Source organism: Streptomyces sp. NPDC003027, assembly GCF_053591435.1.
The window spans coordinates 13,566-39,885 of record NZ_JBSFTU010000044.1 but is presented as its reverse complement, the minus strand read 5'-3'; the positions used below and the strand labels follow the sequence as shown (position 1 = coordinate 39,885).

Annotated in this window: 19 protein-coding genes and 3 pseudogenes; 11 read left to right on the top strand and 11 right to left on the bottom strand. The window is 71.0% G+C overall.

Features of this window, described 5'->3' with window-relative positions:
- Positions 1-95 precede the first annotated feature (95 nt).
- Both ACWDX6_RS25700 and ACWDX6_RS25695 read left to right on the top strand, forming a co-directional pair.
- Positions 96-7,889, top strand: coding sequence for a ricin-type beta-trefoil lectin domain protein (locus ACWDX6_RS25700; protein WP_451487250.1), 7,794 nt, complete (start codon positions 96-98; stop codon positions 7,887-7,889).
- Positions 7,886-8,314, top strand: coding sequence for a hypothetical protein (locus ACWDX6_RS25695; protein ID WP_451487239.1), 429 nt, complete (start codon positions 7,886-7,888; stop codon positions 8,312-8,314). Before ACWDX6_RS25700 ends, ACWDX6_RS25695 begins: the two co-directional genes overlap by 4 nt.
- A gap of 145 nt (positions 8,315-8,459) precedes the next feature.
- Here the strand turns inward: ACWDX6_RS25695 and ACWDX6_RS25690 are convergent, their stop codons facing one another.
- From ACWDX6_RS25690 to ACWDX6_RS25675, 4 genes are all read right to left on the bottom strand, one after another.
- Positions 8,460-8,981 (bottom strand): AAA family ATPase, encoded by a 522-nt coding sequence (locus ACWDX6_RS25690; protein WP_451487238.1) that lies wholly within the window; start codon positions 8,979-8,981, stop codon positions 8,460-8,462.
- Positions 8,982-8,986: 5 nt separating this feature from the next.
- Positions 8,987-9,712, bottom strand: a complete 726-nt coding sequence (locus tag ACWDX6_RS25685) for a DUF6766 family protein (RefSeq protein WP_451487237.1) — start codon at positions 9,710-9,712, stop codon at positions 8,987-8,989.
- Positions 9,713-9,798: 86 nt separating this feature from the next.
- The gene (locus tag ACWDX6_RS25680) at positions 9,799-10,221 is read right to left on the bottom strand and encodes a hypothetical protein (RefSeq protein ID WP_451487236.1); all 423 of its coding nucleotides are present in this window, start codon (positions 10,219-10,221) and stop codon (positions 9,799-9,801) included.
- A 174-nt stretch (positions 10,222-10,395) separates the two neighbouring features.
- The gene (locus ACWDX6_RS25675; RefSeq protein ID WP_451487235.1) at positions 10,396-10,638 is read right to left on the bottom strand and encodes a hypothetical protein; all 243 of its coding nucleotides are present in this window, start codon (positions 10,636-10,638) and stop codon (positions 10,396-10,398) included.
- A gap of 141 nt (positions 10,639-10,779) precedes the next feature.
- Between ACWDX6_RS25675 and purB the strand changes: the two genes are divergently transcribed.
- Together purB and mug are read left to right on the top strand one after the other, a co-directional pair.
- Complete coding sequence (gene purB / locus ACWDX6_RS25670) at positions 10,780-12,222, top strand: adenylosuccinate lyase (RefSeq protein WP_451487234.1); 1,443 nt, start codon at positions 10,780-10,782, stop codon at positions 12,220-12,222.
- Positions 12,219-12,788, top strand: coding sequence for a G/U mismatch-specific DNA glycosylase (gene mug, locus ACWDX6_RS25665; protein WP_451487249.1), 570 nt, complete (start codon positions 12,219-12,221; stop codon positions 12,786-12,788). The genes purB and mug overlap by 4 nt, the downstream gene beginning before the upstream one ends.
- Before the next feature lie 25 nt (positions 12,789-12,813).
- Here the strand turns inward: mug and ACWDX6_RS25660 are convergent, their stop codons facing one another.
- Complete coding sequence (locus ACWDX6_RS25660) at positions 12,814-13,182, bottom strand: hypothetical protein (RefSeq protein WP_451487233.1); 369 nt, start codon at positions 13,180-13,182, stop codon at positions 12,814-12,816.
- Positions 13,183-13,347: 165 nt separating this feature from the next.
- Here ACWDX6_RS25660 and ACWDX6_RS25655 point away from each other — a divergent pair, with 165 nt between their 5' ends.
- Positions 13,348-14,505: an ROK family transcriptional regulator gene (locus ACWDX6_RS25655; protein WP_356886490.1), complete on the top strand. Its 1,158-nt coding sequence runs from the start codon at positions 13,348-13,350 to the stop codon at positions 14,503-14,505.
- A gap of 157 nt (positions 14,506-14,662) precedes the next feature.
- Here the strand turns inward: ACWDX6_RS25655 and ACWDX6_RS25650 are convergent, their stop codons facing one another.
- Together ACWDX6_RS25650 and sigJ are read right to left on the bottom strand one after the other, a co-directional pair.
- Positions 14,663-15,406 carry a GntR family transcriptional regulator gene (locus tag ACWDX6_RS25650; RefSeq protein WP_451487232.1) on the bottom strand — a complete coding sequence of 248 codons (744 nt, stop codon included), beginning with the start codon at positions 15,404-15,406 and terminating at the stop codon, positions 14,663-14,665.
- Between the two features lie 326 nt (positions 15,407-15,732).
- Entirely contained in the window at positions 15,733-16,617 is an 885-nt protein-coding gene (gene sigJ, locus ACWDX6_RS25645) for an RNA polymerase sigma factor SigJ (RefSeq protein WP_451487231.1), read from the bottom strand.
- A 125-nt stretch (positions 16,618-16,742) separates the two neighbouring features.
- Between sigJ and ACWDX6_RS25640 the strand changes: the two genes are divergently transcribed.
- Positions 16,743-17,573, top strand: coding sequence for an alpha/beta fold hydrolase (locus ACWDX6_RS25640; RefSeq protein ID WP_451487230.1), 831 nt, complete (start codon positions 16,743-16,745; stop codon positions 17,571-17,573).
- 42 nt (positions 17,574-17,615) lie between these two features.
- Here the strand turns inward: ACWDX6_RS25640 and ACWDX6_RS25635 are convergent.
- Positions 17,616-18,452, bottom strand: a pseudogene (locus ACWDX6_RS25635) (EamA family transporter); the annotation flags it as partial.
- A 47-nt stretch (positions 18,453-18,499) separates the two neighbouring features.
- Here ACWDX6_RS25635 and pdxR point away from each other — a divergent pair.
- Positions 18,500-19,975, top strand: coding sequence for a MocR-like pyridoxine biosynthesis transcription factor PdxR (pdxR, locus tag ACWDX6_RS25630; protein WP_451487229.1), 1,476 nt, complete (start codon positions 18,500-18,502; stop codon positions 19,973-19,975).
- A gap of 23 nt (positions 19,976-19,998) precedes the next feature.
- A complete protein-coding gene (locus ACWDX6_RS25625) occupies positions 19,999-20,241 on the top strand; it encodes a hypothetical protein (RefSeq protein WP_451487252.1) in 243 nt (80 codons plus the stop codon).
- A gap of 15 nt (positions 20,242-20,256) precedes the next feature.
- On the opposite strand, the pseudogene ACWDX6_RS25620 reads toward ACWDX6_RS25625, so the two are convergent.
- Positions 20,257-20,637, bottom strand: a pseudogene (locus ACWDX6_RS25620) (XRE family transcriptional regulator); the annotation flags it as partial.
- Here ACWDX6_RS25620 and ACWDX6_RS25615 point away from each other — a divergent pair.
- A pseudogene (locus tag ACWDX6_RS25615) lies at positions 20,638-21,182 on the top strand (IS5 family transposase); the annotation flags it as partial.
- Between the two features lie 83 nt (positions 21,183-21,265).
- Here ACWDX6_RS25615 and ACWDX6_RS25610 read toward each other — a convergent pair.
- Positions 21,266-21,838, bottom strand: a complete 573-nt coding sequence (locus ACWDX6_RS25610; protein WP_451487228.1) for a dihydrofolate reductase family protein — start codon at positions 21,836-21,838, stop codon at positions 21,266-21,268.
- A 332-nt stretch (positions 21,839-22,170) separates the two neighbouring features.
- On the opposite strand from ACWDX6_RS25610, the gene ACWDX6_RS25605 reads away from it, so the two are divergent.
- A complete protein-coding gene (locus ACWDX6_RS25605; RefSeq protein WP_451487248.1) occupies positions 22,171-22,839 on the top strand; it encodes a hypothetical protein in 669 nt (222 codons plus the stop codon).
- Positions 22,840-23,717: 878 nt separating this feature from the next.
- Positions 23,718-25,148, top strand: coding sequence for a GNAT family N-acetyltransferase (locus ACWDX6_RS25600; protein WP_451487227.1), 1,431 nt, complete (start codon positions 23,718-23,720; stop codon positions 25,146-25,148).
- Here the strand turns inward: ACWDX6_RS25600 and ACWDX6_RS25595 are convergent.
- A complete protein-coding gene (locus ACWDX6_RS25595) occupies positions 25,060-26,277 on the bottom strand; it encodes a trans-sulfuration enzyme family protein (RefSeq protein WP_451487226.1) in 1,218 nt (405 codons plus the stop codon). The genes ACWDX6_RS25600 and ACWDX6_RS25595 overlap by 89 nt on opposite strands.
- Positions 26,278-26,320 lie beyond the last annotated feature (43 nt).

Below are 26,320 nucleotides of genomic sequence, written 5' to 3'. Positions count from 1 at the left end.
GGCGGCGAAGCCGCACGGCGACCGTCCTTCTGTTGTCCTCGTTGTTGACGTTGACGAGTCTGGGCACCCAGGCGCTGGCCATCCCCGGCCCGGGCATGAACCGCGAGGAGTCGACCACCTCGGTCGACCTCCCCGACATCCCCAGGAGCACCGAGCTCGACGGTGACGCCGAGGCGCAGAAGGCGCTGACCACGGCGCCTGAGGTGCCGGTGGATCCGTACGAGCCCAAGGCGGTCACGCCGTGGACGGCGGACATCGGCACAGCGCCGCTGACGGCGCAGACCCAACCGGGGACGATGGTTCCGGCCGGCAATCTGCCGGTCGCGGTGGGCGTGCCCGCGGGTACCGACCCGGCCGCTGTCGCCGGTGACTGGAAGATCGACCTGAAGGCGCCGGAGGCGTCCCAGGAGGCCGGTGTGTCCGGTCTGATCATGCAGGTCACCCCGCCGGCGACGGCGGACCCGGCCGCGCAGGTCTCCCTCGCCGTCGACTACACCGCGTTCGAAGACCTCTACGGGCCGCAGGCCGCCGACCGTTTCGGTCTCGTCCTTCTCCCGGACTGCGTCCTCTCCGCCACGCCGGTCGGCGACTGCGTCGCCGAAGAGGGCACGGAGACCATGTCCGGCCAGGACGGCGAGAACAGCGCGAACGGGGCCGAGAAGTTCGAGCGTCTGCGCTCGACCGTCAAGACGGTCGCGACGAAGGACGCCCCGACGAGGACGACGGCGGCGAAGAACGCCAAGACCCGCAAGATCCTCTCCGGATACGTGCCGGTCGCCGACCTCCTGGACGGCGAGAGCACGTCGGGCGCGCGCAAGGCCGCGTTCCCGTCGGTGGACGCCTCCGGCTCGCAGGCCGTCGGCGCCATGGACACCGGTGCGTCGGTGTCGGGTGACTTCACCGCGTCCCCGCTGCTGTCGTCCGGCTCGTGGTCGGCCGGGTCCTCCTCGGGTGCGTTCACGTACCAGTACCAGGTGCAGGTCCCGGAGACCGCCGGCGGTCTGGTGCCGAAGATCGCCCTCTCGTACTCCTCGCAGTCCGTCGACGGCCGTACCTCGTCGACGAACAACCAGGCCTCCTGGATCGGCGACGGCTGGGACTACAACGCGGGCTCCATCACCCGTACGTACGCCAACTGCCGCCAGGACTCCAAGAAGGCCGGCTCCAACAACGCCACCCACAAGACCGCGGACCTGTGCTGGGGATCCGACAACGCCACCCTCTCGCTCGGCGGCATGACCACCGAGCTGGTGTGGGACGAGGCCAAGGGCACCTGGTTCACGGCCAACGGCGACGGCTCCAAGGTCGAGCGCGTCGTGGGCCAGGCCACCGGCAACGGCGCCCGCAACGGTGAGTACTGGATCGTCACCACGAAGGACGGCACCAAGTACCACTTCGGCAAGCACAAGCTGCCGGGCTGGTCCGACCACGGCACCGCCGCCGACGACCCCACCACCGACTCCGTCCTGACCGTCCCGGTCTACGGCAACCACCCGGGCGAGGACTGCTACAAGGCCGGCGACTGGGCCCACTCCTACTGCACGCAGGGCTGGCGCTGGGGCCTCGACTACGTCGAGGACATCCACGGCAACGCCATGTCGCTGTGGTGGAAGAAGGACCAGAACTACTACGCCCGGAACATGTACTTCAAGGGCCCGGTCGTCTACGACCGTGACGGGTACCTGACGCACATCGACTACGGCCAGCGCAAGGACGCCAACGGCAGCATCTTCTCCGCCCCCGCGCCCGCCCGCGTCACCTTCGACGTCGCCGAGCGCTGCTACACCGTCGGCACGGTCACGTGCACCGAGGCGAACTTCACGTCGAAGAACCCGGGCAACTACCGGGTCTGGTTCGACACTCCGGCCGATCTGCGCTGCGAGAAGGGCAAGATGTGCTGGAACGCGGGCCCGACCTTCTGGTCCCGTAAGCGCCTCGACAAGATCACCACGTCGACCCAGCGCATCTCCGGCAACGCCGCCCGTCAGGCCGTCGACGACTACCAGCTCAAGCAGAGCTTCGCCGAGCTGAAGACCGGCCCGAACACCGCCCTGTGGCTGGAGTCCATCCAGCGCACCGGTTACGGCCGCGACGGCATCACCGGGGAGAAGAAGACCCTCAACGCCGTCCGGTTCGAGTCCAACACCGAGGACATGCCGAACCGCGTGCTGAAGCGGAGGACGACGGACGACGCGACCGGCAAGAAGGGCGACTCGATCGACCCCCGCCCCGCGTTCTCCAGGCTGCGCGTCGCCCGCGTCATCAACGAGTACGGCGGCGAGACCGTCGTCAACTACACCATCCCCAAGTGGGGCGACACGGCGGACGACTGCGCCACCGGCCAGACCCTGCCCAGCAAGTCGGACACCGCCGCGCTGAAGGCGAACAACCGGCTGTGCTATCCGGCGTTCTGGAACCCGGACCCCGAGGTCGAGGACATCGACTGGTTCCACAAGTACACCGTGGAATCGATCGAGGAACTCCCCAACGTCGACGGCGCCTTCGCGACCAAGACGGCCTACCAGTACAAGAACCCGGGCTGGAAGTACGCCGAGGCCGAGTTCACCAAGAAGTCGACCCGGACGTACTCCCAGTTCGCGGGCTTCGAGCAGACCACGGTGCTCACCGGCGCCGAGGACCCCGCCATCGGCAGCAAGCAGTCCAAGTCCGTCAACCGCTTCTTCCGCGGCATGGGCGACACCGTCCCGGTGAAGGACGTCCACGGCAACATCATCAAGGCGTCGGACGGATCGACGGTCTACGACCGCGAGGCCTTCGCCGGCCGCATCTCCGAAGAGCTCACGTACACCAACCCCACGGACGCCGACACCGACTGGCTCAGCCGCAGCGTCACCATCCCCCAGGCCACGCTCCTCGCCAAGCGCGACCGGGACGACCTGAGCGATCTCAAGGCCTGGCGCGTCACGGAGCCGGAAGAGGTCGCGTACACCAAGTCGTCCGGTACCAACACCGATGACCCGCGCACCGTGCGCGAGGTCCGTACGAGAACGACGTACGACCCGACGCACGGTCTGCCCACGCTGGTGGAGTCGCTCGGCGACACCGGAAAGACCGGCGACGAGTCCTGCACCAAGTCCGAGTACCTGCACCAGACCACCAAGAACATCATCGGTCTGACCAAGCAGGTCCTGGCCTCGCCGACGACCTGTGCCAACGCCGACTGGGCCGACCTCACCACGCTGAGCGGTGCCAACCGCACGGCGTACGACGGCACGGCCTACGGCACCGCCCTGTCCGGCACCACGCGTGGTCTGGCCACGGAGTCCTGGTCGCTCAACGGGACCGGCACCGACTTCCAGACCAACGGCACCAGTGCCTTCGACGCGGTCGGCCGCGTCATCCGCCAGACCGACGCCGACGGCAAGTCGGACACGATCACCTACGACCCGCCGACCGGCCAGGTCTTCAAGATCACGCACACGAACTCCCTCTCCCACACGCAGGTGCAGGAGCTGGAGCCGGGGCGCGCGACCACGGTGAAGACGACCGACCTCAACGGTCTGGTGAGCCAGGCGAAGTACGACCCGCTGGGCCGTCTCGCCGAGGCATGGGGCCCCGGTCGTACCCCGGCCACGGGCGCCGTGCCGGACTTCCGGGCCGAGTACACGATCCCGAAGCCCGAGCCGGACCCGGCCGACCCGACGCTGGAGATCCGCAAGCCCCCGTACGTCATCACGTACGCGCGCGGTCACGAGGACCGGATCGAGACCTCCGTCACCCTCTACGACGGCCTGGGCCGTGAGCGCCAGACCCTGGAGGAGGCCGACAACGACGCCGGCTACCTCGTCACCGACACGCTGTACAACAGCTCCGGTGAGGTGTGGCAGACCAACAACGCCTACCTGACCAGGGAGGCCAGGCCGGGCGAGCTGTTCACGCCGCTCGCCGACACCGCCATCCCCAACATCACCCGCTACACCTACGACGGCCTCGGCCGTGTCGTGACCGAGACCCCGTACATGAAGTACGTCGACCCGGTCACCAAGGAGGCCACCTCCAAGGCGTACCCGGAGCGGGCGACCAGGTACGAGTACGGCCAGGACTGGTCCAAGGTCATCAACCCCGAAGGTGCCTCGTCCTACCGCGTCTACACCGACGCGCAGGGCCGCACGATCCGCTCGGACACCTTCAACCCGGCGGCGCCCGGCGGCTTCACGTCGACGAGGTACACGTACGACGCCCTCGGCCGACTGGTGAAGGCCACCAGCTCGGCGGACCCGACGCACCCGTGGACGTGGACCTTCGACCACCGCGGCCGGATGGAGACCGCGACCGACCCGGACTCCGGGACGTCACGCACCACGTACGACCACCGTGACCGGGTGCTGACCACGACCACGGCCCGGGGCACGGTCTGGAACGGCTACGACGAGCTGTCGCGGCCGAAGCAGCAGCGCCTGAACGGCGCCACGGGAACCCTGCTGTCCGAGTACACGTACGACACCGCTCCCGGCGGCAAGGGCATGCCCGCCACCGCCACGCGTTACACGGACGGTCTGGCGTACACGCAGAAGGTCAACGGCTACACCAAGGACTACCAGCCGACCTCGACCACGCTGTCGCTTCCGCAGTCGATCGTCGACACGTGGGGCTTCGCCAAGGACTACACCTACGGCTACAGCTACACCGACACCGGTGCGCTGGAGGAGGCGCAGCTTCCGGCCGCCGGCAAGCTGGCCGCCGAGAAGATGGTCGTCCGCTACAACAAGGACGGCAATCCGCTCTCCGTCTCCGGCAAGGACTGGTACGGCTCCGAGACGACCTACGACGCGTACGGGCAGGTCGTGCGCTCCACCCTCGGTGCCCAGCCGTACCGCGTGTGGACGCAGAACTCGTTCGACGAGGGCAGCGGTGAGCTGAAGGAGCAGGCGGTCTACCGGGAGCAGAACACCGCCAGTCTCGTCGGCGGGAACCTGGTCTCGAACCGGGCGTACGGCTACGACCCGGCGGGCAACGTCACCTCGATCCAGGAGAAGTCGGTCGGGATCGAGGAGCGCCAGTGCTTCGTCTACGACCCGCTGGGTCAGCTGAAGTCGGCCTGGACCTCCAAGGACCAGGCGAACTGCACCGCCCCGAAGAACACCGACGGCACCCTGAACGTCGCCGCCGGCAAGGACGGCTCCGGCTACTGGCAGGAGTACGAGTACGACCTCCTCGGCAACCGCACCAAGCTGACCGAGAAGGACCTCACCGGCGACACCGCCAAGGACGCCGTCAGCACCTACGCGTACGGCAAGGGCACCGACAAGGCCCAGCCCCGCACGCTCACCAAGGTGACGAAGAAGTTCACCACCCCGGCGGGTGCGCAGGTCACCACGGAGGCCGAGCGGCTCTACGAGCTGACGGGTGAGACCAAGTCGATCACCTCGGTCCAGAACGGCGACAAGCAGGACCTGACCTGGACCTACGACGGCAAGGTCGACCGGATCACCGGCCAGGGCGCCAACGGCAAGACTCCGTATGTGGGTCTGGGCCAGAAGTGCATCGACCTGAAGTCGGGTCTCGCCTCCGCCGGCAACGCCATCCAGCTCTACCAGTGCAACAGCACCGTCGCCCAGTCGTGGCACTTCGACCCGGTCCCGGGGCAGACCGACGCCAACGTCGGCACCCTCGAGGTGTACGACACGTGGTGCGTGCAGCCGGCGGCGAACACCGCGGGCTCGGCGGTCCAGCTGCAGAAGTGCGACGGAACCACCGCACAGCAGCTCAAGCGCAACGCGGCCGGTCAGCTGACCCACGTCGCCTCCGGCCTGTGCCTCGCGGTGCAGGGCGCGGCGAACGTGAACGGCACCGCCATCGTGCTGGCCGCCTGTGACGCCGCTTCCACGGCCCAGCAGTGGCTGGCGCAGAACGACACCCGTCACATCTACGGCCCCACCGGCGAGCGCCTGCTGACCATCCAGGGCAAGCAGGCCACGCTGGATCTGGGCGAGGCCCAGGTCACCGTCCAGCAGGGCGGGGTCCTGGTGCGCTCCGAGCGCACGTACGCCGCAGCCGGCGGCGCGGTCCTGCGCTACGCCAACGGCACCGGCGGCGAGGCGCTCGTCGCCCTGGCCTCGGACCACCAGGGCAGCATCTACACGGAGGTCGGCCTCTACGCCAACATGCCGGTCCGGGTGCGCAAGCAGGACCCGTTCGGCAACCAGCGTGCCGCCGGCACGACGGGTCAGAACCTCCAGACCCACAAGGGGTTCCTGGGCGCCACCCGGGACGACGCCTCCGGCTTCCAGCCGCTGGGCGCCCGTCTCTACGACCCGGTGGTCGGACGCTTCCTGTCCGCCGACCCGGTGCTCGACCTGGCAGAACCGCTGCAGTCCAACGCGTACGCGTACGCCCACAACAACCCGGTGACGTACTCCGACCCGACGGGTCTGGCGATCACCCTGACCGCCTCCGAGAAGGAGGCCGCCCTTCGCGGTGCGGGCCTGTCCTCGGCGGAGGTCGCCCAGGCGCAGGCCACCATGGGCAAGTCCCTCACCTCCGTGATCCTCTCGATCGCGTGGGAGACCCTGAAGGACTTCATCGGGATCAACGACGCCATGGCCTGCTTCGGCGGTGACATGTGGTCGTGCGCGGGTCTGATCATCGACGCGATCCCGTGGACCAAGCTCGGCAAGATCCCGTCGGTCATCAAGGCCGTCAACCGCACCATCGACGCCATCCAGGCGTTCAAGGCCGCCAAGAAGGCTGCCGAGGCCGTCCTCAAGGCCGCCAAGGCGGCCGAGGCGGCAGCCTTGAAGGCCAAGAAGGCCGCCATCGAGAAGGCCAAGAAGGAGGCCGCGCAGAGAGCCAAGAAAAAGGCGGCCGAGCAAGCGAAGCGAGCAGCCGACAAGGCGGCCGCCGAGGCCAGGAAGACCGGTAACCGGGCCCAGAAGAAGGCGCAGGCCAAGGCCGCTCCGAAGGCCTCCTCGCAGCCCAAGCCCAAGAGCTCCGGAGGCGGCAAGAGTTCCGCCGGGGGCAAGTCCAACTCGAGCAAGCCCGGCGGCAACTCCGGCGGCTCCGCCCGCAGCAAGGGCGGATCCAGCGGCAGCGGCGGCTCCGGCAAGGTCGAGGAGGGCGGCACCTGCAACAGCTTCGTGCCCGGCACGAAGGTGCTGATGGCCGACGGCTCGGCCAAGCCGATCGAGAAGGTCAAGGCCGGCGACCAGGTCGTCGCGACCGACCCGAGGACCGGGGCGACCCGCGTCCAGGCGGTCACGTCCGAGATCAAGGGCCAGGGCCTCAAGAACCTGGTCGAGATCACCATCGACACCGATGGCGAGGCCGGCTCCGAGACGGCCCGGGTCACGGCGACCGACGGCCACCCCGTCTGGGTGCCGGAGCTCGGCGACTGGGTCAGGGCGACCGACCTGCGGTCGGGCCAGTGGCTGCGGACCAGCGCCGGCACGCACGTCCAGATCGCCGCGATCCAGCGGTGGACCGCCTCGCGGGCCGAGGTCCACAACCTCACGGTCTCCGACTTCCACACGTACTACGTGCTGGCGGAGGCCACCCCGCTCCTCGTCCACAACTGCGATCACTACGCGCTCGGCAGGCGCGGGAGCGACCTGAAGGGCTTCGCCGAGAAGATCGGTGCCGAGCACTTCCTCGGGTCGCCGGACGCCACCTGGAAGGACGATGTCCTGGGGGCGATCCAGCGAGCCGCGCAGGGCGAGGCGAAGATCTCGTTCCTGCTGGATGACCTCCCCGGCGCCAGCCAGGGACCGGCCAGGGCACTGAAGATCGCCCAGGAGACGGATCCCAAGCTGCTCATGTGGACTCAGTGGGAGCTGCTGCAGGTCCACCAAGCCGGTCTCATGGACTCCGTCGACTTCTATCGCTGGAATCGACGCCAGGAGGACTGGACGAAGGTGAAACTGAAGAAATGACGTACGAGCTGGTCGGTGGAGACCTTCCCCTGAGGCTGCCGGGGACCTTCAAGCCGTGGGCCATCGAGGTGGGCCACAGCAAGGTCCTGCTCCGTGGACTCCTGGGGGGCGAGGACGGTGGGCGTCCGAGGATGTTCGACGTCCTCTTCCAGGACGTGTCACGGATCTCGCTGTCGGATCGGTACACGGACCTCGCTGTCCACACCGCCGACCCGGAGACGATGCGGGCCGAGGAGCGGAGAGTGGGAGGCAGATGGCGCGGTTCCCATCTCTTCCTCCTCTCCGAGACCAATCCGTGCGACTACGTGGTCGCGGGGTATCTGTTCTGGGCGGAGGTGAACGTCTTCCCCGGCGAACGGAGCCCCCTGCTCGAGGAGTCTCCGCAGCCCGGGTCCATCGTGGGGAACAGGGTCTTCCGGGTATAGCCCTGGAGTGCTGATTCCCGCGAGCCGAGCTCGTGGCGTCCGAACGGTGGGAGCCCCGCCAGGCACAGCCTGGCGGGGCTTCTCGCATGGGCGGCGGAGTCTGGGCGGGGCGACGGCGGCCATGGGCATGGGCATGGCGAACGTTCTATGCCTCGTTCTCGTGCACCTGCCCGGCGTCGCTGTCGGGCCGGACCAGGAATCCGCCTCGGCCGTCGAAGCGCACCTCGTACACGGCGTCGAACCCGTCGGCCGGCGAGGGCCGGCGCAACCTGGTGGAGGTGGCGTGGATGCCCACGTCGGGCACCCGCTCACGGTCCCGCCGCGCGGCATTGCGGCGCTTGGAACCGGCGACGTCCGGCGGGAACCAGTACGCCGTCACCGTGGCGCCATGGGCGTGCCCGGCGGCCACCAGGGGCCGCCACTCCTCGGGCGACGGGTTGGTGTTGTCGACGGCCACGGACCGGCCTTCGGCGAGCGCGGCCTCCACCAGACGCATCTGCCGCTCCTGCTTGCGCCGGGCCGCGCGGGGGAAGAGGTCCTTGCTGACCAGTGCGTAGCGGCCCGCCAGGCGCTGTCCGTAGAAGGTCGACTTCCCGGACGCCTGCAACCCGACGAGCACGGCTATGTCGAGGGCCTCCGCGTCAGGCGGTGGCTGCTCTTCAGTCACCCGGCTCAGCCTTCGATGCCGGTGTCGGGGTGGGACGCTCCGACGGGCTTGGACTCCGGGGAGCCGCGTTGCCTCAGGTAGATGGCGAGAATGGCCATGGAGGCGACCGCCAGCAGCTCGGACTGCCAGTTCTGCAGCGTGCGGCTCCAGAACTCCGCCGATGACAGGTAATGGGCCCACGTGGTGGGGGCCTCCAGCCGGCGCAACTGCTCCTCGTTGTGGGCCGCGACGCCGGTGACCGACTGGGCGAGCCAGGAGAGCAGGAAGATGACGCCCATGACCAGTCCGAGGGAGCGGGAGAAGACCAGTCCGCGCCAGTCCTTGTACGCGGCCCAGCGCGGCGAGTCGTCCCGGGCGTATTCCCCGACCATCTGGTCCTTGTCGGACTCGGTGCCCGCCTTGTCGAGTTCCTTGGACTCCGGTGACCCGCGTTGCACCAGCCAGACGGTCGCGAAGATGTACAGGAAGAACTGCAGGTACTCCGACTGCCAGTTCTCGGTGACGTCGACGGCGAAGTCCGACGACGTCACGTAGGCGCCGAATCCGACGGGGGCCATGCCGTCGCTGACGAGCTGGTTGTTGAATTCCGCGTGCCCCGCGACGGCTTGACCCACGAGTGCCAGCAGGAAGGTGGTCAGGAAGAACAGGCCGAGGCTGTTGTGGCGCAGAAAGCGCCGTACGCGGTGCTGGGCCGGTGCGGTGTCCTCGCCGGTCCCCGGTTCGTGGCTCATCGGTGCATCAGCCCCACCGTCATGAAGTACGCCAGACCGCCGAAGATCACCACCAGGGTCCCGATGAACAGCGTCCTCATGGTCGCTCACCCGCCCTTGATCTCACAGTCGTACGGTCGCTGGGGCCGTGGCAGGCACCCGGCGGCCGTCACCTTCCAGCCGGCGGGAAAGCGCGCCAGGAACACGGTGTCCCGCTCCAGCACCACCCGGGCCTGATCGCCGTACACGTCGACACCCCGTACGGCACCGGCCGCCGGGAGCTTCTGCTCCTCGATCGCCTGGCCGATCGCCCGCTCACAACGGCTCTCGGCGGACTGCTCCAGTTCTTCCCTGGTGGCGGGCGCGAGAGCCGCGCACAGCCGCTGGCGCTGTCCGGCGCCCAGCGCCTGCTCGAACCGGGTGACTTCGTCCGTGACCTCGTCACGCCGCTCGGGAAGCGTGCTACAGGCGCTGACCGCGGCGAGGGCCGCCAGTATCACGATTCCCGGCCCGTACCGCCGTCCTCGCATCCTGCCTCCCCGTCGGCCCGGGCTGAAGCGGTTCCGCTCTGTCGGTCAAGTGACATGCGCCTTCCCGCTCATAGGACATCCACGCCCGTGCGCCCGCAACTGGGAAAGCTCCACGTCGGCGCGGTCGGCCACCATGGCCGCCGTCGGTGGCGGTGGCTCTCCGGGCTCGTCGGGTCAGTGCTGGTCGGGGTCGGCCTCGTCGGCGCCACTACTGGTAGGGCTGGGCTGGCCGCCCCCGCTCGTGCCATAGCCGCCGGGGACGCCCGGGACGCTGTCGGCGTCCGCCTCCTCTCGGGTGATGTGCCGGGTCGCGCGGACGTTCGAGCGCCGCTCAGGGTAGGGGTAGCTGAACGGCTGCGCCTCGGCGCGCTCCTCCTCGGCCTCGCGGATCTCGGCTTCGGACTTCTTGTCAGGCATGTCAGGCTTGGTCGTGCCTTGCGGGTGACCAAGCCGGCCCAGCGATATGCACGGCGGAGGCTGAAGCCGTCTCTGACCTGGATCTCAGGGGTCGTACGGACGCTCACGAGCCGCCGAGAACGCCAGGTAAGCTCTGGTCACGTGACTGCTGTGACTGCGAAGCCCCGCATCCCCAATGTCCTGGCCGGCCGCTACGCCTCCGCGGAGCTCGCCGTCCTCTGGTCCCCCGAGCAGAAGGTGAGGCTGGAGCGTCAGCTGTGGCTCGCCGTACTGCGTGCCCAGAAGGACCTCGGGATCGAGGTTCCGGACGCGGCCCTCGCCGACTACGAGCGCGTGCTCGACCAGGTCGACCTCGCCTCCATCGCCGAGCGCGAGAAGGTCACCCGGCACGACGTGAAGGCCCGGATCGAGGAGTTCAACGCCCTCGCCGGCCATGAGCACGTCCACAAGGGCATGACCTCCCGCGACCTCACCGAGAACGTCGAGCAGCTGCAGATCCGGCTCTCGCTGGAGCTGATGCGCGACCGCACCGTCGCCGTCCTGGCCCGCCTCGGCAAGCTCTCCGGCGAGTACGCCGAGCTGGTCATGGCCGGCCGCTCCCACAACGTGGCCGCCCAGGCCACCACCCTCGGCAAGCGTTTCGCGACCGCCGCCGACGAGCTGCTCGTCGCCTACGGCCGTCTCGAGGACCTCCTCGGCCGCTACCCGCTGCGCGGTATCAAGGGCCCGGTCGGCACCGCCCAGGACATGCTCGACCTGCTCGGCGGCGACGCGGCCAAGCTGGCGGAGCTGGAGCAGCGCATCGCCGGTCACCTCGGCTTCGCGCACGCCTTCACCTCGGTCGGCCAGGTCTACCCGCGCTCGCTCGACTACGACGTCGTCACCGCGCTCGTGCAGCTGGCCGCCGCCCCGTCGTCGGTCGCCAAGACGATCCGCCTCATGGCGGGCCACGAGCTGGTCACGGAGGGCTTCAAGCCCGGCCAGGTCGGCTCCTCGGCGATGCCGCACAAGATGAACACCCGCTCCTGCGAGCGCGTGAACGGTCTGATGGTCATCCTGCGCGGCTACGCCTCGATGACCGGCGAGCTGGCGGGCGACCAGTGGAACGAGGGAGACGTCTCCTGCTCGGTGGTCCGCCGGGTGGCGCTGCCGGACGCGTTCTTCGCCTTCGACGGTCTGCTGGAGACCTTCCTGACCGTGCTCGACGAGTTCGGCGCCTTCCCGGCCGTCGTCGCCCGTGAGCTGGACCGCTACCTCCCCTTCCTGGCCACCACCAAGGTCCTCATGGGCGCCGTGCGCGCCGGGGTGGGCCGCGAGGTCGCCCACGAGGCCATCAAGGAGAACGCCGTCGCCTCCGCTCTGGCCATGCGTGAGCAGGGCGCCGAGCGCAACGAGCTCCTGGACAAGCTGGCCGCCGACGAGCGGATCCCGCTCGACCGGGCGCAGCTCGACGCGCTGATGGCCGACAAGCTGTCCTTCACCGGTGCCGCCGCCGACCAGGTGGGCGCCGTGGTCTCCCGTATCGAGGAGATCGTCAAGCAGCACCCGGACGCCGCCGGGTACACCCCCGGGTCGATCCTCTGACCGGGTTCACCCCGCGGGAGCTCCAGGCCGCTCGCGACCGCGTCGTCCCCGACGTGGCCGCGAGCGGCCTTTCCGTACTCTTCTGCGGGATCAACCCGGGTCTGATGTCCGCGGCGACCGGCCATCATTTCGCGCGCCCGGGCAACCGGTTCTGGCCGGTGCTCCATCGGTCGGGCTTCACCCCCCGCCAGTTGAAGCCGTCGGAGCAGGAGGAACTGCTCTCGTACGGCCTCGGGATCACGAACGTGGTGGCGCGGGCGAGCGCGCGGGCCGACGAGCTGAGCGACGAGGAGTTCCGGGAGGGCGGCCGACTGCTGACCGAGCGGGTGGAGCGGCTGCGTCCGCGCTGGCTGGCGGTCGTCGGCATCACCGCCTACCGGACGGCTTTCGGGGAGCGCAAGGCGCTGATCGGGCCGCAGGAGCGGATGATCGGCGAGACCAGGATCTGGGCCCTGCCCAATCCGAGCGGGCTCAACGCCCACTGGACGGCGGAGTCGATGGCGGAGGAGTTCGCGCGGCTGCGGGTGGCCGCGGGGGTGCCCGACCGGCGTACGGACGGCGTGTAGGGGCCGTGCCCGTCGGTGCTCCGGCTCAGGGCGGGTCCACCTCGGTGTGACAGGCGACGAGCCGGAACTCGGCCTCGTCCCACCGCGCGAGTCCCAGCGCGACCCATCGGTCCCTCACCCGCCAGAGCTGGATGTCGGGCACGGAGGTGCAGAGGAGGTCCCAGGGGCGGGGTATCGGCTCTCCCTCGCCGTGCCGGGCGAGCATCGAGGAGAAGCCGACGAGCGCCGGCGGGCCCCAGCGGTGGGCGAGGAGGAGGGCGAGCGCCTCCCGTTCGGCCTCCGCCTGCTCCTCGGACGGGGCGCCGACGGCTAACTCCGCGAGGTGGTACCCCTCCTCGGGGAACGCGCGGGCGCGCAGCAGGTCGAGGGCGGCGAGGTGCTGTGCGAGCGTCATCGCTCCAGTAAAGCGCCCGGGTCCGACAGCTGGTACTCCGTCAGGCTTCCATGACGGTTGAAGGCGGGCGCGGGCGAGCACGGGCGGCGCGCGGGCGGCCCTCGCCGCGCTCCTGTCCATTGAGTAACATCCGGCAGACATGCGCACGAGCTGGAAGGACACACGGTGGGCCGGCTGACCGGCGGGGATCCGTCGCTGCTGCGGCGGATCAATTCCGCGGTGGTACTCCATGCTCTGCGGGGCGCCGACGCGCTCACGCTGACCGATCTGACGCGGGTCACGGGCCTGTCGCGGCCGACGGTCGAGGGCGTGGTCGAAGGGCTCATCGTGGGCGGGCTCGTCGTCGAGGTGGCGCCCGAGGAGGGTGAGGCGAGGCGACAGGGCCGGCCGGCCCGGAGGTTCCGCTTCCGCGCGGAGGCGGGGCATCTGCTCGGCATCGAGATCGGCCCGCACCGGGTGGCCGCGCTGCTCTCCGGCCTGGACGGCCGGATCATCGGCGCCGGGGCCCGGGAGGTCTCGGAGACGGCTCCCGAGGACGAGCGCCTGGAGCGGGTCCGTACGGTCGTCGCCGACGTCCTGCGCCGGGCCGGTGTTCCCCGGTCCAGCCTGCGGGCGGTCGGTGTGGGGACGCCCGGGATCGTGGAGGCGGACGGCACGGTGCGGCTCGGCACCGCGCTGCCGGGCTGGACCGGTCTCGCGCTCGGCGAGCGGCTGCGGCGTTCGTTCCGCTGCCCGGTGCTGGTGGAGAACGACGCGAACGCGGCCGCGGTGGCGGAGCACTGGAAGGGCGCGGCGACCGACTCCGACGACATCGTCTTCGTCCTGGCGGGGTTGAGCCCGGGGGCGGGTTCGCTGATCGGCGGGCGGCTGCACCGCGGGTACGGCGGGGCGGCCGGGGAGATCGGGGCGCTGCACCTGCTGGGCCGGGGGGTCACGCCGGAGCATCTGCTCTCGACCACGGACGAGCCGCTGCATCCGCTGGACGAGCAGGCGGTCGCCGAGGTCTTCACGCTCGCTCGCGGCGGCGACGCGCGGGCACGGGCCGCGGTGGAACGCTTCACGCAGCGCCTGGTCCACGACGTGGCGGCGCTGGTCCTGGCCCTCGATCCGGAGCTGGTGGTGATCGGCGGCTGGGCGGCGGGCCTGGACGGTGTCCTGCAACCGCTGCGGGACGAACTGGCGCGCTTCTGCCTGCGGCCGCCACGGGTGGTCCTGTCGATGCTGGGTGACTCGGCGGTCGGCACCGGGGCGCTGCGGCTGGCCCTCGACCATGTGGAGGAGCAGCTGTTCGCGGTGGAGCGGACGGTGACGGCCCGCCGCTGAGCGCCGGGCGACGGCGCACGGCCGGAAGCGGCAGCGACCGCGCCGGGCGGGCCCGGACGGCGGCGAGCCCGCGCGGCGCGCCGTCGGTGCGGCGTCCCTCGCGGGCTCGGAGCGTAGGAGCGCCGGGCGCTCGGGGCGTCGGAAGGGCGGGCCCCCGTCAGGAGGCCATCACCAGGTCGCCCGAATCGCCGAAGGTGAGCCGGCAGGTGTCGGCGCGGTAGGTGGCGACGGAGACGGCGGCGGTGCGGCCCTCGGAGAGGTAGCGGGTCGTCACGACGAGGACGGGAGCGCCGGGCAGGCGGTCCAGTTCCCTGGCGTCGTCGGCGCGGGCGGAACCCAGCTCCACGGCGCGGTCCTGGCCGTCCAGGGCGAGGCGCTGGAGTTCGCGCAGGACGCCGCGGGCGCCGGCGGGACCGGTCGCGGCGGCACCGGACGCGCCGAGTTCGGGGACGGAGCCGGACGGCACGTACAGCAATTCCGCCGCGACGGGCTGCCCGTGCGTGGCGCGCAGCCGGCGCACGACGTGCAGCTGCTCGTCGGGTTCGATGTCCAGGAGCCGTGCCACGGCGGGGGGCGCCACGGCGACGGCGCAGTCGACCGACTGCCAGGTCTCCTCGGTGACGCCGGGCCAGGTGTGCTGGGTGGTGGAGACGTCCACGCCCACGCGGGGCGGGGCGACGGTGGTGCCGACACCGCGGCGGCGCTGCAGGCGGCCCTCCAGCTCCAGCTGTTCCAGGGCCTGCCGGAGCGTGGCGCGGGCGACGCCGAAGCGCGCGGCCAGATCCCGCTCGTTGGGCAGGATCTCCCCGACCGCGAAGTCGGTGTCGAGCGCTTCGCTGATCACGGTCTTGAGGTGCCAGTACTTGGGCTCCGGCACCGATTGCAGCTGCGTGGTCCCCACCCTGATCCTCCGCATTCGCCGTGTCCGCGACGGTGTTCCGCGCCCTTGTTTATTAAAGGTTCCTGCACTATCTCTGCGACCATAAAGCGGCACACCCCCTTGGTCAAGACCAATCCTGCGTCGGACGGGTGGGAATCGTCGGCTCCGGCATGGATCGTTCACACGGCGTTCGCGCCCTCGTGAGCCGTCGCCTCCACGGGGCACGGCCTCCACGGGGCACGGCCTCCACGAGACAGGGCATCCCCGCGCCGAGGGTTCCCGCCCCCGCACAGCACCGTGCCCCGCCTCGGGCGGCCCGGGCGGGGCACAGGGACCGCAACAGCCGGTCAGTCGACGGTCAGCGCGCGCAGCTTGTCGGGGTTGCGGACGATGTAGACGCATTGGACGCGTCCGTCGCGTACCTCGATCTGGAAGAGGGCGTCGGGCGTGCCGTCGGCCAGGCTGAGCAAGGCGGGCGCGCCGTTGACCTCCACGAAGCGGAACGCGTAGAGCTGATCGGCGCCCTGCGCCACGGCGGAGAGGAAGCGGCCGACCTTGTCGGCGCTCTCGATGATCCGCAGCGGCGCCTTGGACTTGCCGCCGCTGTCGCCGACCAGGCGGACGTCCGGGGCGAGGAGCGCGAGGAGCTGTTCGAGGTCGCCGCCGGCCGCGGCCGCGAGGAAGCGTTCGGTGAGGTCGCGCCGCTCGGCCGGATCGACGTCGTACCGCGGCCTGCGCTCGTCGACATGGCGGCGGGCCCGCGCCGCGAGCTGACGGACGGCGGCCTCGGAGCGGTCGAGCGCGGTCGCGATCTCCGCGAAGGGGAAGCCGAAGGCCTCGCGCAGCACGAAGACGGCGCGCTCCAGGGGCGAGAGGGATTCGAGGACGACGAGCACGGCGAGCGAGACGGAGTCGGCGAGCATGGCGCGCTCGGCGGTGTCGGGGACGGCCGGGCCGAAGTCGGTGACCACGGGTTCGGGCAGCCAGGGTCCTACGTAGGACTCGCGGCGCGCCCGCACCTGGCGGAGCCGGTCGAGGGCGAGCCGGGTGGTGACGCGTACCAGATAGGCGCGCGGTTCGCGGACGTCCGAGCGGTCCGCGGCCGACCAGCGCAGCCACGCCTCCTGGACCACGTCCTCGGCGTCGGCGACGCGGCCGAGCATGCGGTAGGCCACGCCGGTGAGCATCGGCCGGTGCTCTTGGAAAACGTCGGTCGTCGTCTCGGTCGCCACTCCCCCATCCCAGCCGAACGGGCCGCTCCTGTCCAGTTCCGTCCGGGCTCTTGAACTCCTGGCTACCGGACGGTAATTCTTGCTGACAGGGCGTCTAAAAGGTGCCGATGACAGGGAGCAGACGCATGTCCGCACAGATCTCGTTCACGATTCCGTCTCCCCGGGGTCCCCGCACAACCTCCCTGACGTACGAACGCAGGGGTGCGGGCGAGCCGTTGCTGCTGCTCCACGGCATCGGTCACCACTGGCAGGCGTGGGAGCCGGTGCTCGACGTCCTCGCGGCCGAGCGCGATGTCGTCGCAGTCGACCTGCCGGGTTTCGGCGCCTCCCCGGCGCTGCCGGAGGGATGCGCGTACGACCTGTCGACCGTCGTGCCGGTGCTCGGCGCGTTCTGCGAGGCCCTCGGCATCGAGCGGCCGCATGTCGCGGGCAACTCGCTGGGCGGGCTCCTGTCGCTCCAGCTCGGACGGGAGAAGCTGGTGCGTTCGGTGACCGCGCTCTCCCCGGCCGGTTTCTGGTCGGAGCGCGAGCGGCTGTACGCGTTCGGGACGCTGCGCGCGATGCGGGCGGCCGCGGTGGCGATGCCGGTGCCGGTGATCGAGCGCCTCTCCCGCACCGCGGCCGGCCGGACCGCGCTCACCAGCACCATCTACGCACGGCCCGGGCGCCGTTCACCGGAGGCGGTGGTCGCCGAGACGCTCGCCCTCCGGGAGGCCACCGGTTTCCGCCACACGCTGGAGGCCGGCCGGACCGTGGTGTTCGGCCACGACGTGCCCGCCGTGCCGGTCACCATCGCGTGGGGCACCCGCGACCGGCTGCTGCTGCGCCGGCAAGGCGTCCGGGCCAAGCACACCGTCCCCGGCGCCCGGCTCGTCCGGCTTCCGGGCTGCGGGCATGTGCCCATGAACGACGACCCGGCTCTTGTGGCGCGGGTGATCCTGGACGGGAGCCGCTGACCGCCCCGCGCGCGTGAACAGCCCCGTCCCGAGGACCGCTCCCGCGCCGACCAGAACGCTGCCGGCGGCCTGCGGAAGGCCGAAGCGACCGGTCGAGACCAGGGCCGCGGTCAGAGCGGCGGCCACCGGAATGGCACCGGTGTAGAGGGTGGCCCGCTCCATGCCGATCCGCTGGACGCCCATGTAGAACAGCACGAAGCCGACGACCGTGGCCAGGACGGCCTGCCACACCAGGGCTCCGGTCTCCACGGCCGACGGCAGCCGCAGGAACGCTCCGCCGTCCACGACGAGGCCGAGCAGGGCCGATTCCACGGCCGCGAGCGCGCAGACGACGGCCGTGAGCAGCTTCGGCCCGAGCGGACGCAGCACGGGCACGGCGAGGACGGTGAAGCCGACCTCGCCCGCGAGGGCTCCCACGGAGTAGAGGAGGCCGGGCAGGTCGGTACGGCCCCAGCCCTGCACGGTGAAGGCCCCGGCGGCCACGAGCAGCGCCCCGAGGAGGACCGGCCGGGTGGGCCTGCGCCCGTCGAGGAGCGGGACGAGCACGGCCACCACGACCGGGGCGCAGCCCACCAGGACACCGGGGACGGCCGGCTCGGCGGTGCGTTCCGCCGCGAGGACCGCGAGGTTGAAACCGACCATGCCGACGGCCGCGAGCAGGGCGAGACGGACCCAGTGGCGACCGGTCAACCCGCGGAGGGGCGCGAGACCGCCGGAGCCGAGAAGAGGCAGCAGGAGCAGGCAGGCGGCGCCGTAGCGCAGGGCCTGGCCGCCCGCGTACGGATAGTCGCCGAGGAGGCTGTTGGCGGTGAAGGAGGCGCCGACGAGGGCGTAGGCGAGGGTCACGAGGAGCGCCCCGCGCAGGGAGTTCGCGTTCATGGTCCCGACGTTAGGAAGCGGGGCGGCCCGGTTTAAGGTCCACTTCCATGACGACATCGGGGACCACTTCCCGTACCGCGCCGCAGCCCGGCTCACCCACGGCGGGCGCGCATCCCGCCTGGGAGCTGCTGCTTCCCGCGGTGGCCGCTCCGGCCCGGCGGCGCGGCCGGGCGCTGCGGGAGGCTCTGCGCGAGGCGGTGCGCACGGGCCGGCTGGCACCGGGGACCCGGCTGCCGTCCAGCCGTGATCTGGCGGCCGACCTCGGTGTGTCGCGGGGCCTGGTGACCGAGGCGTACGAACAGCTCACCGCCGAGGGCTATCTGCGCAGCGACCGGGGCTCGGGCACCTGGGTGGGCGACGCGGCGCGGGCGGCCGCCGCGCAGGGCGCCCGGGACCTCGCGCCGCGCGCGCCGGGCGGCGGGCCCGACACCGTCGACTTCCGCCCGGGAACGCCGGACCTCTCGCTCTTCCCCCGGTCGGCGTGGGCGGCGGCGCACCGCTCCGTACTGTCCCGGCTGCCCCATCGGTCGCTCGGGTATCCCGACCCGCGAGGCCTGCCGGAGCTGCGGACCGCGCTGGCCGGGATGCTGGCGCGGCGGCGCGGGGTGGTGGCCGATCCGGAGCGTCTGGTCGTCTGCTCGGGGGTGGCGCAGGCGTCGACGCTGCTCGGCTTCGTCCTGCGGGCGCGCGGGCAGCGGACGGTCGGCATCGAGGACCCCGGCAGCCCGGAGCACGGACGGCTGTTCGCCTCCACCGGTATGGACACGGTGTGGCTGCCGCTGGACGAGGAGGGGCTGATGCCGGGTCCGCTCGCCGCGTCGGGGGTGCGTGCGGTGGTGACGACGCCCTCGCACCAGTTCCCCTCCGGGCTCGCGTACTCGGCGGCCCGCAGGGCGGAACTGCTCGACTGGGCGCGGGCCGTGGACGGCTGGATCCTGGAGGACGACTACGACGGGGACTTCCGCTACGACCGGGCACCGGTCGGCGCGCTCCAGGGGCTCGACCCTGAACGCGTCGTGTACACCGGCTCGGTGAGCAAGTCCCTCGCTCCGGGGCTGCGGCTCGGCTGGATGCTCGTACCGGAGGGCATGGTGGCGGACGTCGTGGAGCGCAAGCGGACGATGGACCTCGGCAACCCCGCCCTCGACCAGGCGCTGCTCGCCGAGTTCGTGACGAGCGGCGCCTACGACCGGCAACTGCGCCGCTGCCAGCGGGCGTACCGGGAGCGGCGGGACGCCCTGGTGGCGGCTCTGGACGAGCACTTCCCCGGCACCCGGGTGAGCGGGATCGCCGCCGGACTGCACATCATCGCGCGCGTGCCCGGGCATTACGGGCCGAGCTCGCTCTTCGTGGAGCGGGCGGCGTCCGCCGGGGTGGTCCTGCGGCCGTTGGAGGAGTACGGCACGGCCCGGTACGCGGACGGGGCCGTCCGTCTCGTCATCGGGTACGCCCATCTGACACCGTCCGAGATCGCGCACGGGATCGGTCTGGCCGCGCGGGCCCGTGGGGCGGCGGGGCGGTAGCCGGCTGAGGGCGAGGCGGTGGCGTGGGTGCGCTTGCGGCCTGTTCACGCGGGGTTCGTGTCCGCGCCGCCCGCGTCCTCTACTCATGGGGCGGCACCACACACCCGCCCGGGACGACCGCGCTGCGCGGGCTGCCCGCCGGTGAGCAGATCCACTACCGCGTCACCCTCGCGGACCCGGGCGACCCGCGGCGTACGGGCGAGCCGGTCGTCGGCACCTTCCGTACGGCTCCGGCCCGGCGGCGCGACGGCGTGCGCTTCGTGTGATCGGGGCGCGAAGGATCAGGCGGTCTCAATCTCCTTCATCAGAAGCCGGAGCGTCAGGGAGTGCTTTTCGGGGGGAAGCGCGTCCAACGCTGCCCGGGCGTAGGCCGCGCCCCCGGCCCGGTCACCGGAGCGGGCAAGCATTAGTCCCCGATGCATCTCCAGGTGCGTGGCGAACCGGGGAAGCGCAGCCGGGAGGTCCCGACGGGCGGCCTCTTGGGCCTCCACGGCGGTGATCTCGTCTCCCAGGCGGGCGGCCAGCAGAGACATGAAGACGTTCATGCGCCACCACGGAACGGCATAGTCAGAGGTTTGTTCGTGTGACCCGGCCGCGTCGAACACCCGCCGGCCCCGCTCCATCAGGTGGCGCGCGGTGTCATGGTCACCCCGCAGAGCTGCCGTGCCCACCAGCATGCGGCCGGGGCCCGCAAAAAGGGGCCCCGGCTGGCGAACCGGCAGACCACGCTTTCGGCCGGTCCCGCGGCGGACTGACCACGAAGATCCACCTCGTCGCGGACGGCAACTGCCGGCCCCTGGCTTTCGTCCTCACTGCCGGGCAGGCCGGCGAGGCGCCCGCCTTCACGGAGGTAATGGCCCGTCTGCGCGTTCCCCGACGGCGAGGACGGCCCCGCACGAGGCCGGACTTGGTCCTGGCCGACAAGGCGTACTCCTCCCGCGCGATCCGTGAGAACCTGCGCAAGCGCGGCATTCGGGCAGTGATCCCCGTCCCGGCAGATCAGCGCAGTCACAGGCTGCGTCGCGGCAGCAGAGGCGGCAGGCGACCGGCCTTCGACCGTGACGCCTACAAGCAGCGCAACACCGTCGAACGGTGCATCAATCGTCTGAAGCAGTGGCGCGGCATCGCCACCCGCTACGAGAAGACCGCGACCATCTACCTGGCCGGACTCCACATCGCAGGCATCCTCCTCTGGTCCGCGCGGTGAGCCAACTCCCGCCGAACAGGTAGGTACCTTCGGATGAGTGCCATGTCCGGGGACGCGACGGCAGGATGAGTGCGAGAGCCTTGTCAGCGGACGACGTCGAAGACGTTCTTCTGCAGGCCATTGGCGTAGGCCTCGTGCTCGACAAGCTTCAGCTTCTGGGTGTCCTTGTCCGTGGCGCTGAAAAGCCGCTTGCCCGCGCCGAGCAGCAGCGGGAAGACGAGCAGGTGGTAACGGTCGATCAGGCCGGCGTCCGAAAGGGCCTGGTTCAGGGCGGCGCTGCCGTGGACGATGATCGGCCCGCCCTCGGTCTCCTTCAGCGCGGCGACCTCGTCGAGCGAGCGCAGGATCGTGGTCTCGCCCCAGTTCGACACCAGGTCGTCCCCAGTGAGAGTGGTGGAGACGACGTACTTCGGCATCGCCTTGTAGTCGGCGAAGTCCTCCATGTCGGGCCACACGGGGCTGAACGCCTCGTAGCTGGTCCGGCCCATCAGTATCGCGGTGGCTTCCTTCTGCTCGCGCCCCTTGATCTCGAACGCCTCGGGGAGGAACTCGACGTCCTTGAAGGTCCATCCCGAGTTCCGGTATCCGGGCTCGCCACCGGGGCCCTCCACGACGCCGTCGAGGGAGATGAAGGCGGAGCTGATCAGGGTACGCATCTGGGGTTCCTCGGTGTCTCGTATCTGGTTCTCAGCGGGTTTCGGTCGGTGCACGCTTCGACCACGCTCGTAGCTGCGGCGCACCAATCATGATCTATGACTGTGGATCATGGAGAAACTCATCGGCCGTCGCCCACTCCTGCCGGCGGCTTCGGTCATCCGGATCACCTCGGTGAGCCACACATAGGCCTGATCGCCAGAACTACCAGCAGCCCAAAAGCGACAAGCAGTGCATGACCCGCCGCAACCGGTGGCGCGACATCAGCATGTAGTCGGCTCGGTGTTCCGAACGAAACGACCTAGGGGCGGCGGGATACACGCCGTTGGCGGTCGTGGGCGACGGGGCCCAGGGTTGGGAGGCGTCCGCCCCGTACGATCGCGTCCTGATCACCGCGTCCGTGCGGGAAATCCCTCGCGCGATCGTCCATCAGACCCGGCCCGGTGGGATCATCGTTGCCCCGTACGCCACGGAGTACGGCGGGGAGGGCGTGGTCCGGCTCACGGTCCAGGAGGACGCCACGGCGTCCGGCCCGTTCGTCGGGTCCTCCGCGTTCATGCGTCTGCGCCAGCAACGGGCCAACCGGGTGCGCGTGCGGGAGTACCTGGGCGGTAAGCCCTGGCCGGCCGACGGCACCAGATCGTTCACCAGGGTGTCTCCGGAGTCCGTGGGCGACTGGCTCCCCATGTTCGCGATCGGTCTCCAGACCCTGGGCATGTTCCCGTGGGCGGAGAACTACGCGGACGGGTCGTACACGTTGTGGCTCCGGGACACGGCTGTGACCTCCTGGGCCAGCGTCGACTACATCCCCGGGGCGGACAGGCTCGAGGTGTACCACTCCGGCCCGCGCCGTCTCTGGTGGGAGGTGGAAGCGGCCTACGCCTGGTGGCTGCATCGCGACCGTCCCGGGTTCGAGCGGTTCGGTCTGACCGTGGATGCCCAGACCGGTGCTCACGCTCCCTGGCTCGATTCCCCCGACCACCAGGTGCCCATCGTGGGGTGACACCCCTGTGACCGGCCCCGGTCGTCCGCTTCCCCCGTGGCGGATGGCCGGGGCCTTTGCCTTACGCCACCGTCTCTCAGGGCCTCCGCCGGTTGCAGCGCGAGGCGGACCGCACGGGCGGTGGCTGGGGACATGCGGTGGCCGGGTCCGCGCAGCACGGTGGCCAGCTATTCAGCGGCCTCTACGTCACCACCAACCTTGCCCAGAAGACCCTGAACGTGGCGACTGCATGGGGTGGAACGTGCGGACGGTCGGCCGGTGGGAGTTCGGCCGCTTGTCCCGTCCGAGTGCCGGGTCTGACTGCCCGTCCGCCGGATCCTGACCGTCCACGTCCTTCAGCGCAGTGGCGGCTCCTCTACGGCGTCCGACCCCAGGGCGCGGGGAACGGCCGCGAAGTGGACATGTGCGCCACCACCACCGGAGGCACGGCAGACACGGCAGCCACCAAGTACGCCGAGGACCCGGCGTACCCGGCGGAGATCACGTGGGCCACAACCTGGGCGGACAAGGCCAGGGCGGCCAGGAGGACGGCAGGACGGCCGACGGTTGCGGCGGCGCGGGCGTACCAGGGCATGGCAAAGCGAGCAGACACAGGATCTCGCCGGGGTCACTCATATGGACTGTCAATCGCGTGTCCAGGTGTTCAGCAGGGTGCTGCAGCCGGGCCGCGTGGGGCAGAGACGACCGGCGGTGCGGGGCGGCGGCGCGCTATGCGTCCACGGCAGGCGCCCGGTGACTCGTCGACAGGATCTCCTCGCAGACCGATCAGCTTCGCGCACAACTGGTTGAAAATAGCCACTAAACCCCCAGATCAGGGCTTAACCCATCAGTCACAAAGCGTTCGTGATCACGCAACACCGTTGGGTCACAGTGAGCTCATGACTGATGTGACTTCCGCGAAGAGCGCCCGCCGTCCGCACCACTGGCGGCGGGACCTCATCGAGCTGGCCGCTCTCTTCACGGCCGTGGTGGTGGCGGACACCGTCGCCAAGACCGTCGTCCGCGGCGCCGAGGGTCCGTACGTGCTGGTGTTCTCGGCGATCGCGCTGATCGCCACCGCCACGTTCCACACATGGTGGGCACGGCGTCACAGCCATGCGCCGCCCGCCACCGATACCGGCGGCGGGTCCACTCCCCCGCCGGCGCGGGCCGGCGGCGGAACCTTGGAGCGGAACGACGCCGCCGAGCCCGTCGCGGCCGTACTGTGGCGGATGCGGACCACGGTCCGGGACACCCCCGGCAGCCTCGCCGCGCTGTGCACGGCGCTGGCCCGGCACCGGGTGGACATCCTGACCCTCCAGACCCACCCGCTCGCCGAGGGCACGGTCGACGAGTTCCTGCTGCGCGCACCGGCCTCGCTTCAGGCCAACCACCTCACGCGGGAGATCGCCGCGGCCGGCGGCAGCGGCACCTGGATCGAACGGGCCGACGCCCACGACCTGGTGGACACCCCCACCCGGCTGCTCGGCCTCGCGACCCGTACCGCCCTGGACGCGGCCGAACTTCCCCTGGCTCTCCGTCAGCTCCTCGGCCGCTGCACCATCCACTCGCTGCCCGCCGTCTCCCTGACCGGCCGGCCCACCGGTGAGAGCGCCCCGGTCGAGGGCATCCTCGAAGAGACGGTGATGCGGCTGCGCGACCCGGGCGGCGGGGCGATCACCATCGAGCGGCCGTATCTGCCGTTCACCCCGACCGAGTTCGCCCGCGCCCGCGCCCTGGTGGAGCTCGACGCCCGGCTCGGCCCGCGCGTGCCGCGCAGCCAGGACGTGCTCACCCTGCCCGAGGGCAACGAGATCACCGTCCGCCGCGCCGACCAGCGCGACCTGGTCGCGGCGCGCGCGATGCACGACCGCTGCTCCGAGCGCACCCTGAGCCTGCGCTACCACGGCCCGGTGAGCGACGCCGACCGCTATCTCACCCATCTCCTCAGCCCTCGTTTCGGCCGTACGCTCGCCGTGCAGACGGCGTCGGGCCGTCTCGTCGCCCTCGGCCATCTGCTCTGGGACGGCGACGAGACGGAGGTCGCCCTGATGGTCGAGGACGACTGGCAGCGTCGCGGCATCGGCTCCGAGCTCCTCGGCCGACTGGTCGCGATGGCGGTCGAGGCGGGCTGCGAGAGCGTCTACGCCGTCACGCAGTCCTCCAACACCGGGATGGTCGCCGCCATGCGGGCGCTGAACCTGCCCCTCGACTACCAGATCGAGGAGGGGACGCTCGTCATCACCGCCCGGCTGGCCGGGACGCCGGCACCGATCCGTCCGCCGCACGAGGAGCTCCGGAGCGGGACGCATCTGCGGGCGGAGCGCTGAGGGCCTGGGTCAGATCCCGCCACAGGTCCTCGACGTCCTCCAGACCGACCGACATCCGCAGCAGCCGGTCGCTGACGCCCGCCGAGCGCCGGTCTCCCTCGGCCACGATCCGGTGGCTGATGGAGGCCGGGTGCTGGATCAGGGTGTCGACGCTGCCGAGACTGACCGCCGGAGTGATCAGCCGTACCCCGGCGATCACGTCGTGCGGGTCCCCGTACACCTCGAAGGAGACCATCGCGCCACCCACCCGCGGATAGTGGACCCGGGCGACGCGCGGGTCGACGGTGAGCCGCCGGACCAGCTCCGCGGCGGTCGCCGACGCCGCCCGCACCCGTACCGGCAGGGTGGAGAGCCCGCGCAGCAGCAGATAGCCGGCGAGCGGGTGGAGCACACCGCCGGTCGCGAACCGCACCTGGCGCAGCGCGCGGGCGAACTCCTCGTCGCAGGCCACGACGCCGCCCATGACGTCGCCGTGTCCGCCCAGGTACTTGGTCGCGCTGTGCAGCACGATCCGCGCCCCGTCCCCGGCCGGGCGCTGGAGCACCGGAGTGGCGAAGGTGTTGTCGACCAGCAGCGGAACCGAGCCGCAGGCGTGGGCGACGGCCCGGATGTCGACCTCGGCCAGCGTCGGGTTGGCCGGCGTCTCCACCATCACCAGACCGGTGTCCGGACGGATCGCCTCCGCGATGCCCGCCGGGTCGGTCCAGGTCACCTCCGTGCCGAGCAGGCCCGCGTTCAGCAGATGGTCGCTACAGCCGTACAACGGCCGGACGGCGACCACATGGTGCAGACCGAGGCTCGCCCGGACCAGCAGGACGGCGGTCAGCGCCGCCATGCCGCTGGCGAAGGCGACCGCGGAGTCGGTGCCCTCCAGGCGGGCGAGGGCCGATTCGAAGCGCGCGGTGGTGGGGTTGTCGAGGCGCGCGTAGACGGGCGGGCCGTCCAGCCGGGCCCCGGTGGTGGCGAAGTCGTCGATCCGCGCGGCCTCGGCCCGCGTGTCGTACGACGGGTAGGTGGTCGACAGATCGAGCGGCGGGGCGTGCAGACCCAGGCCGGCGAGGTCCTCGCGGCCGGCGTGCACGGCTTCGGTGGCCAGAGCCCTGGGGGTGGTCGAGGCGTCGTAGTCCATGGGCGGAACTGTGAACGGATACCGGAGGGTAGGGGGAGAAAGC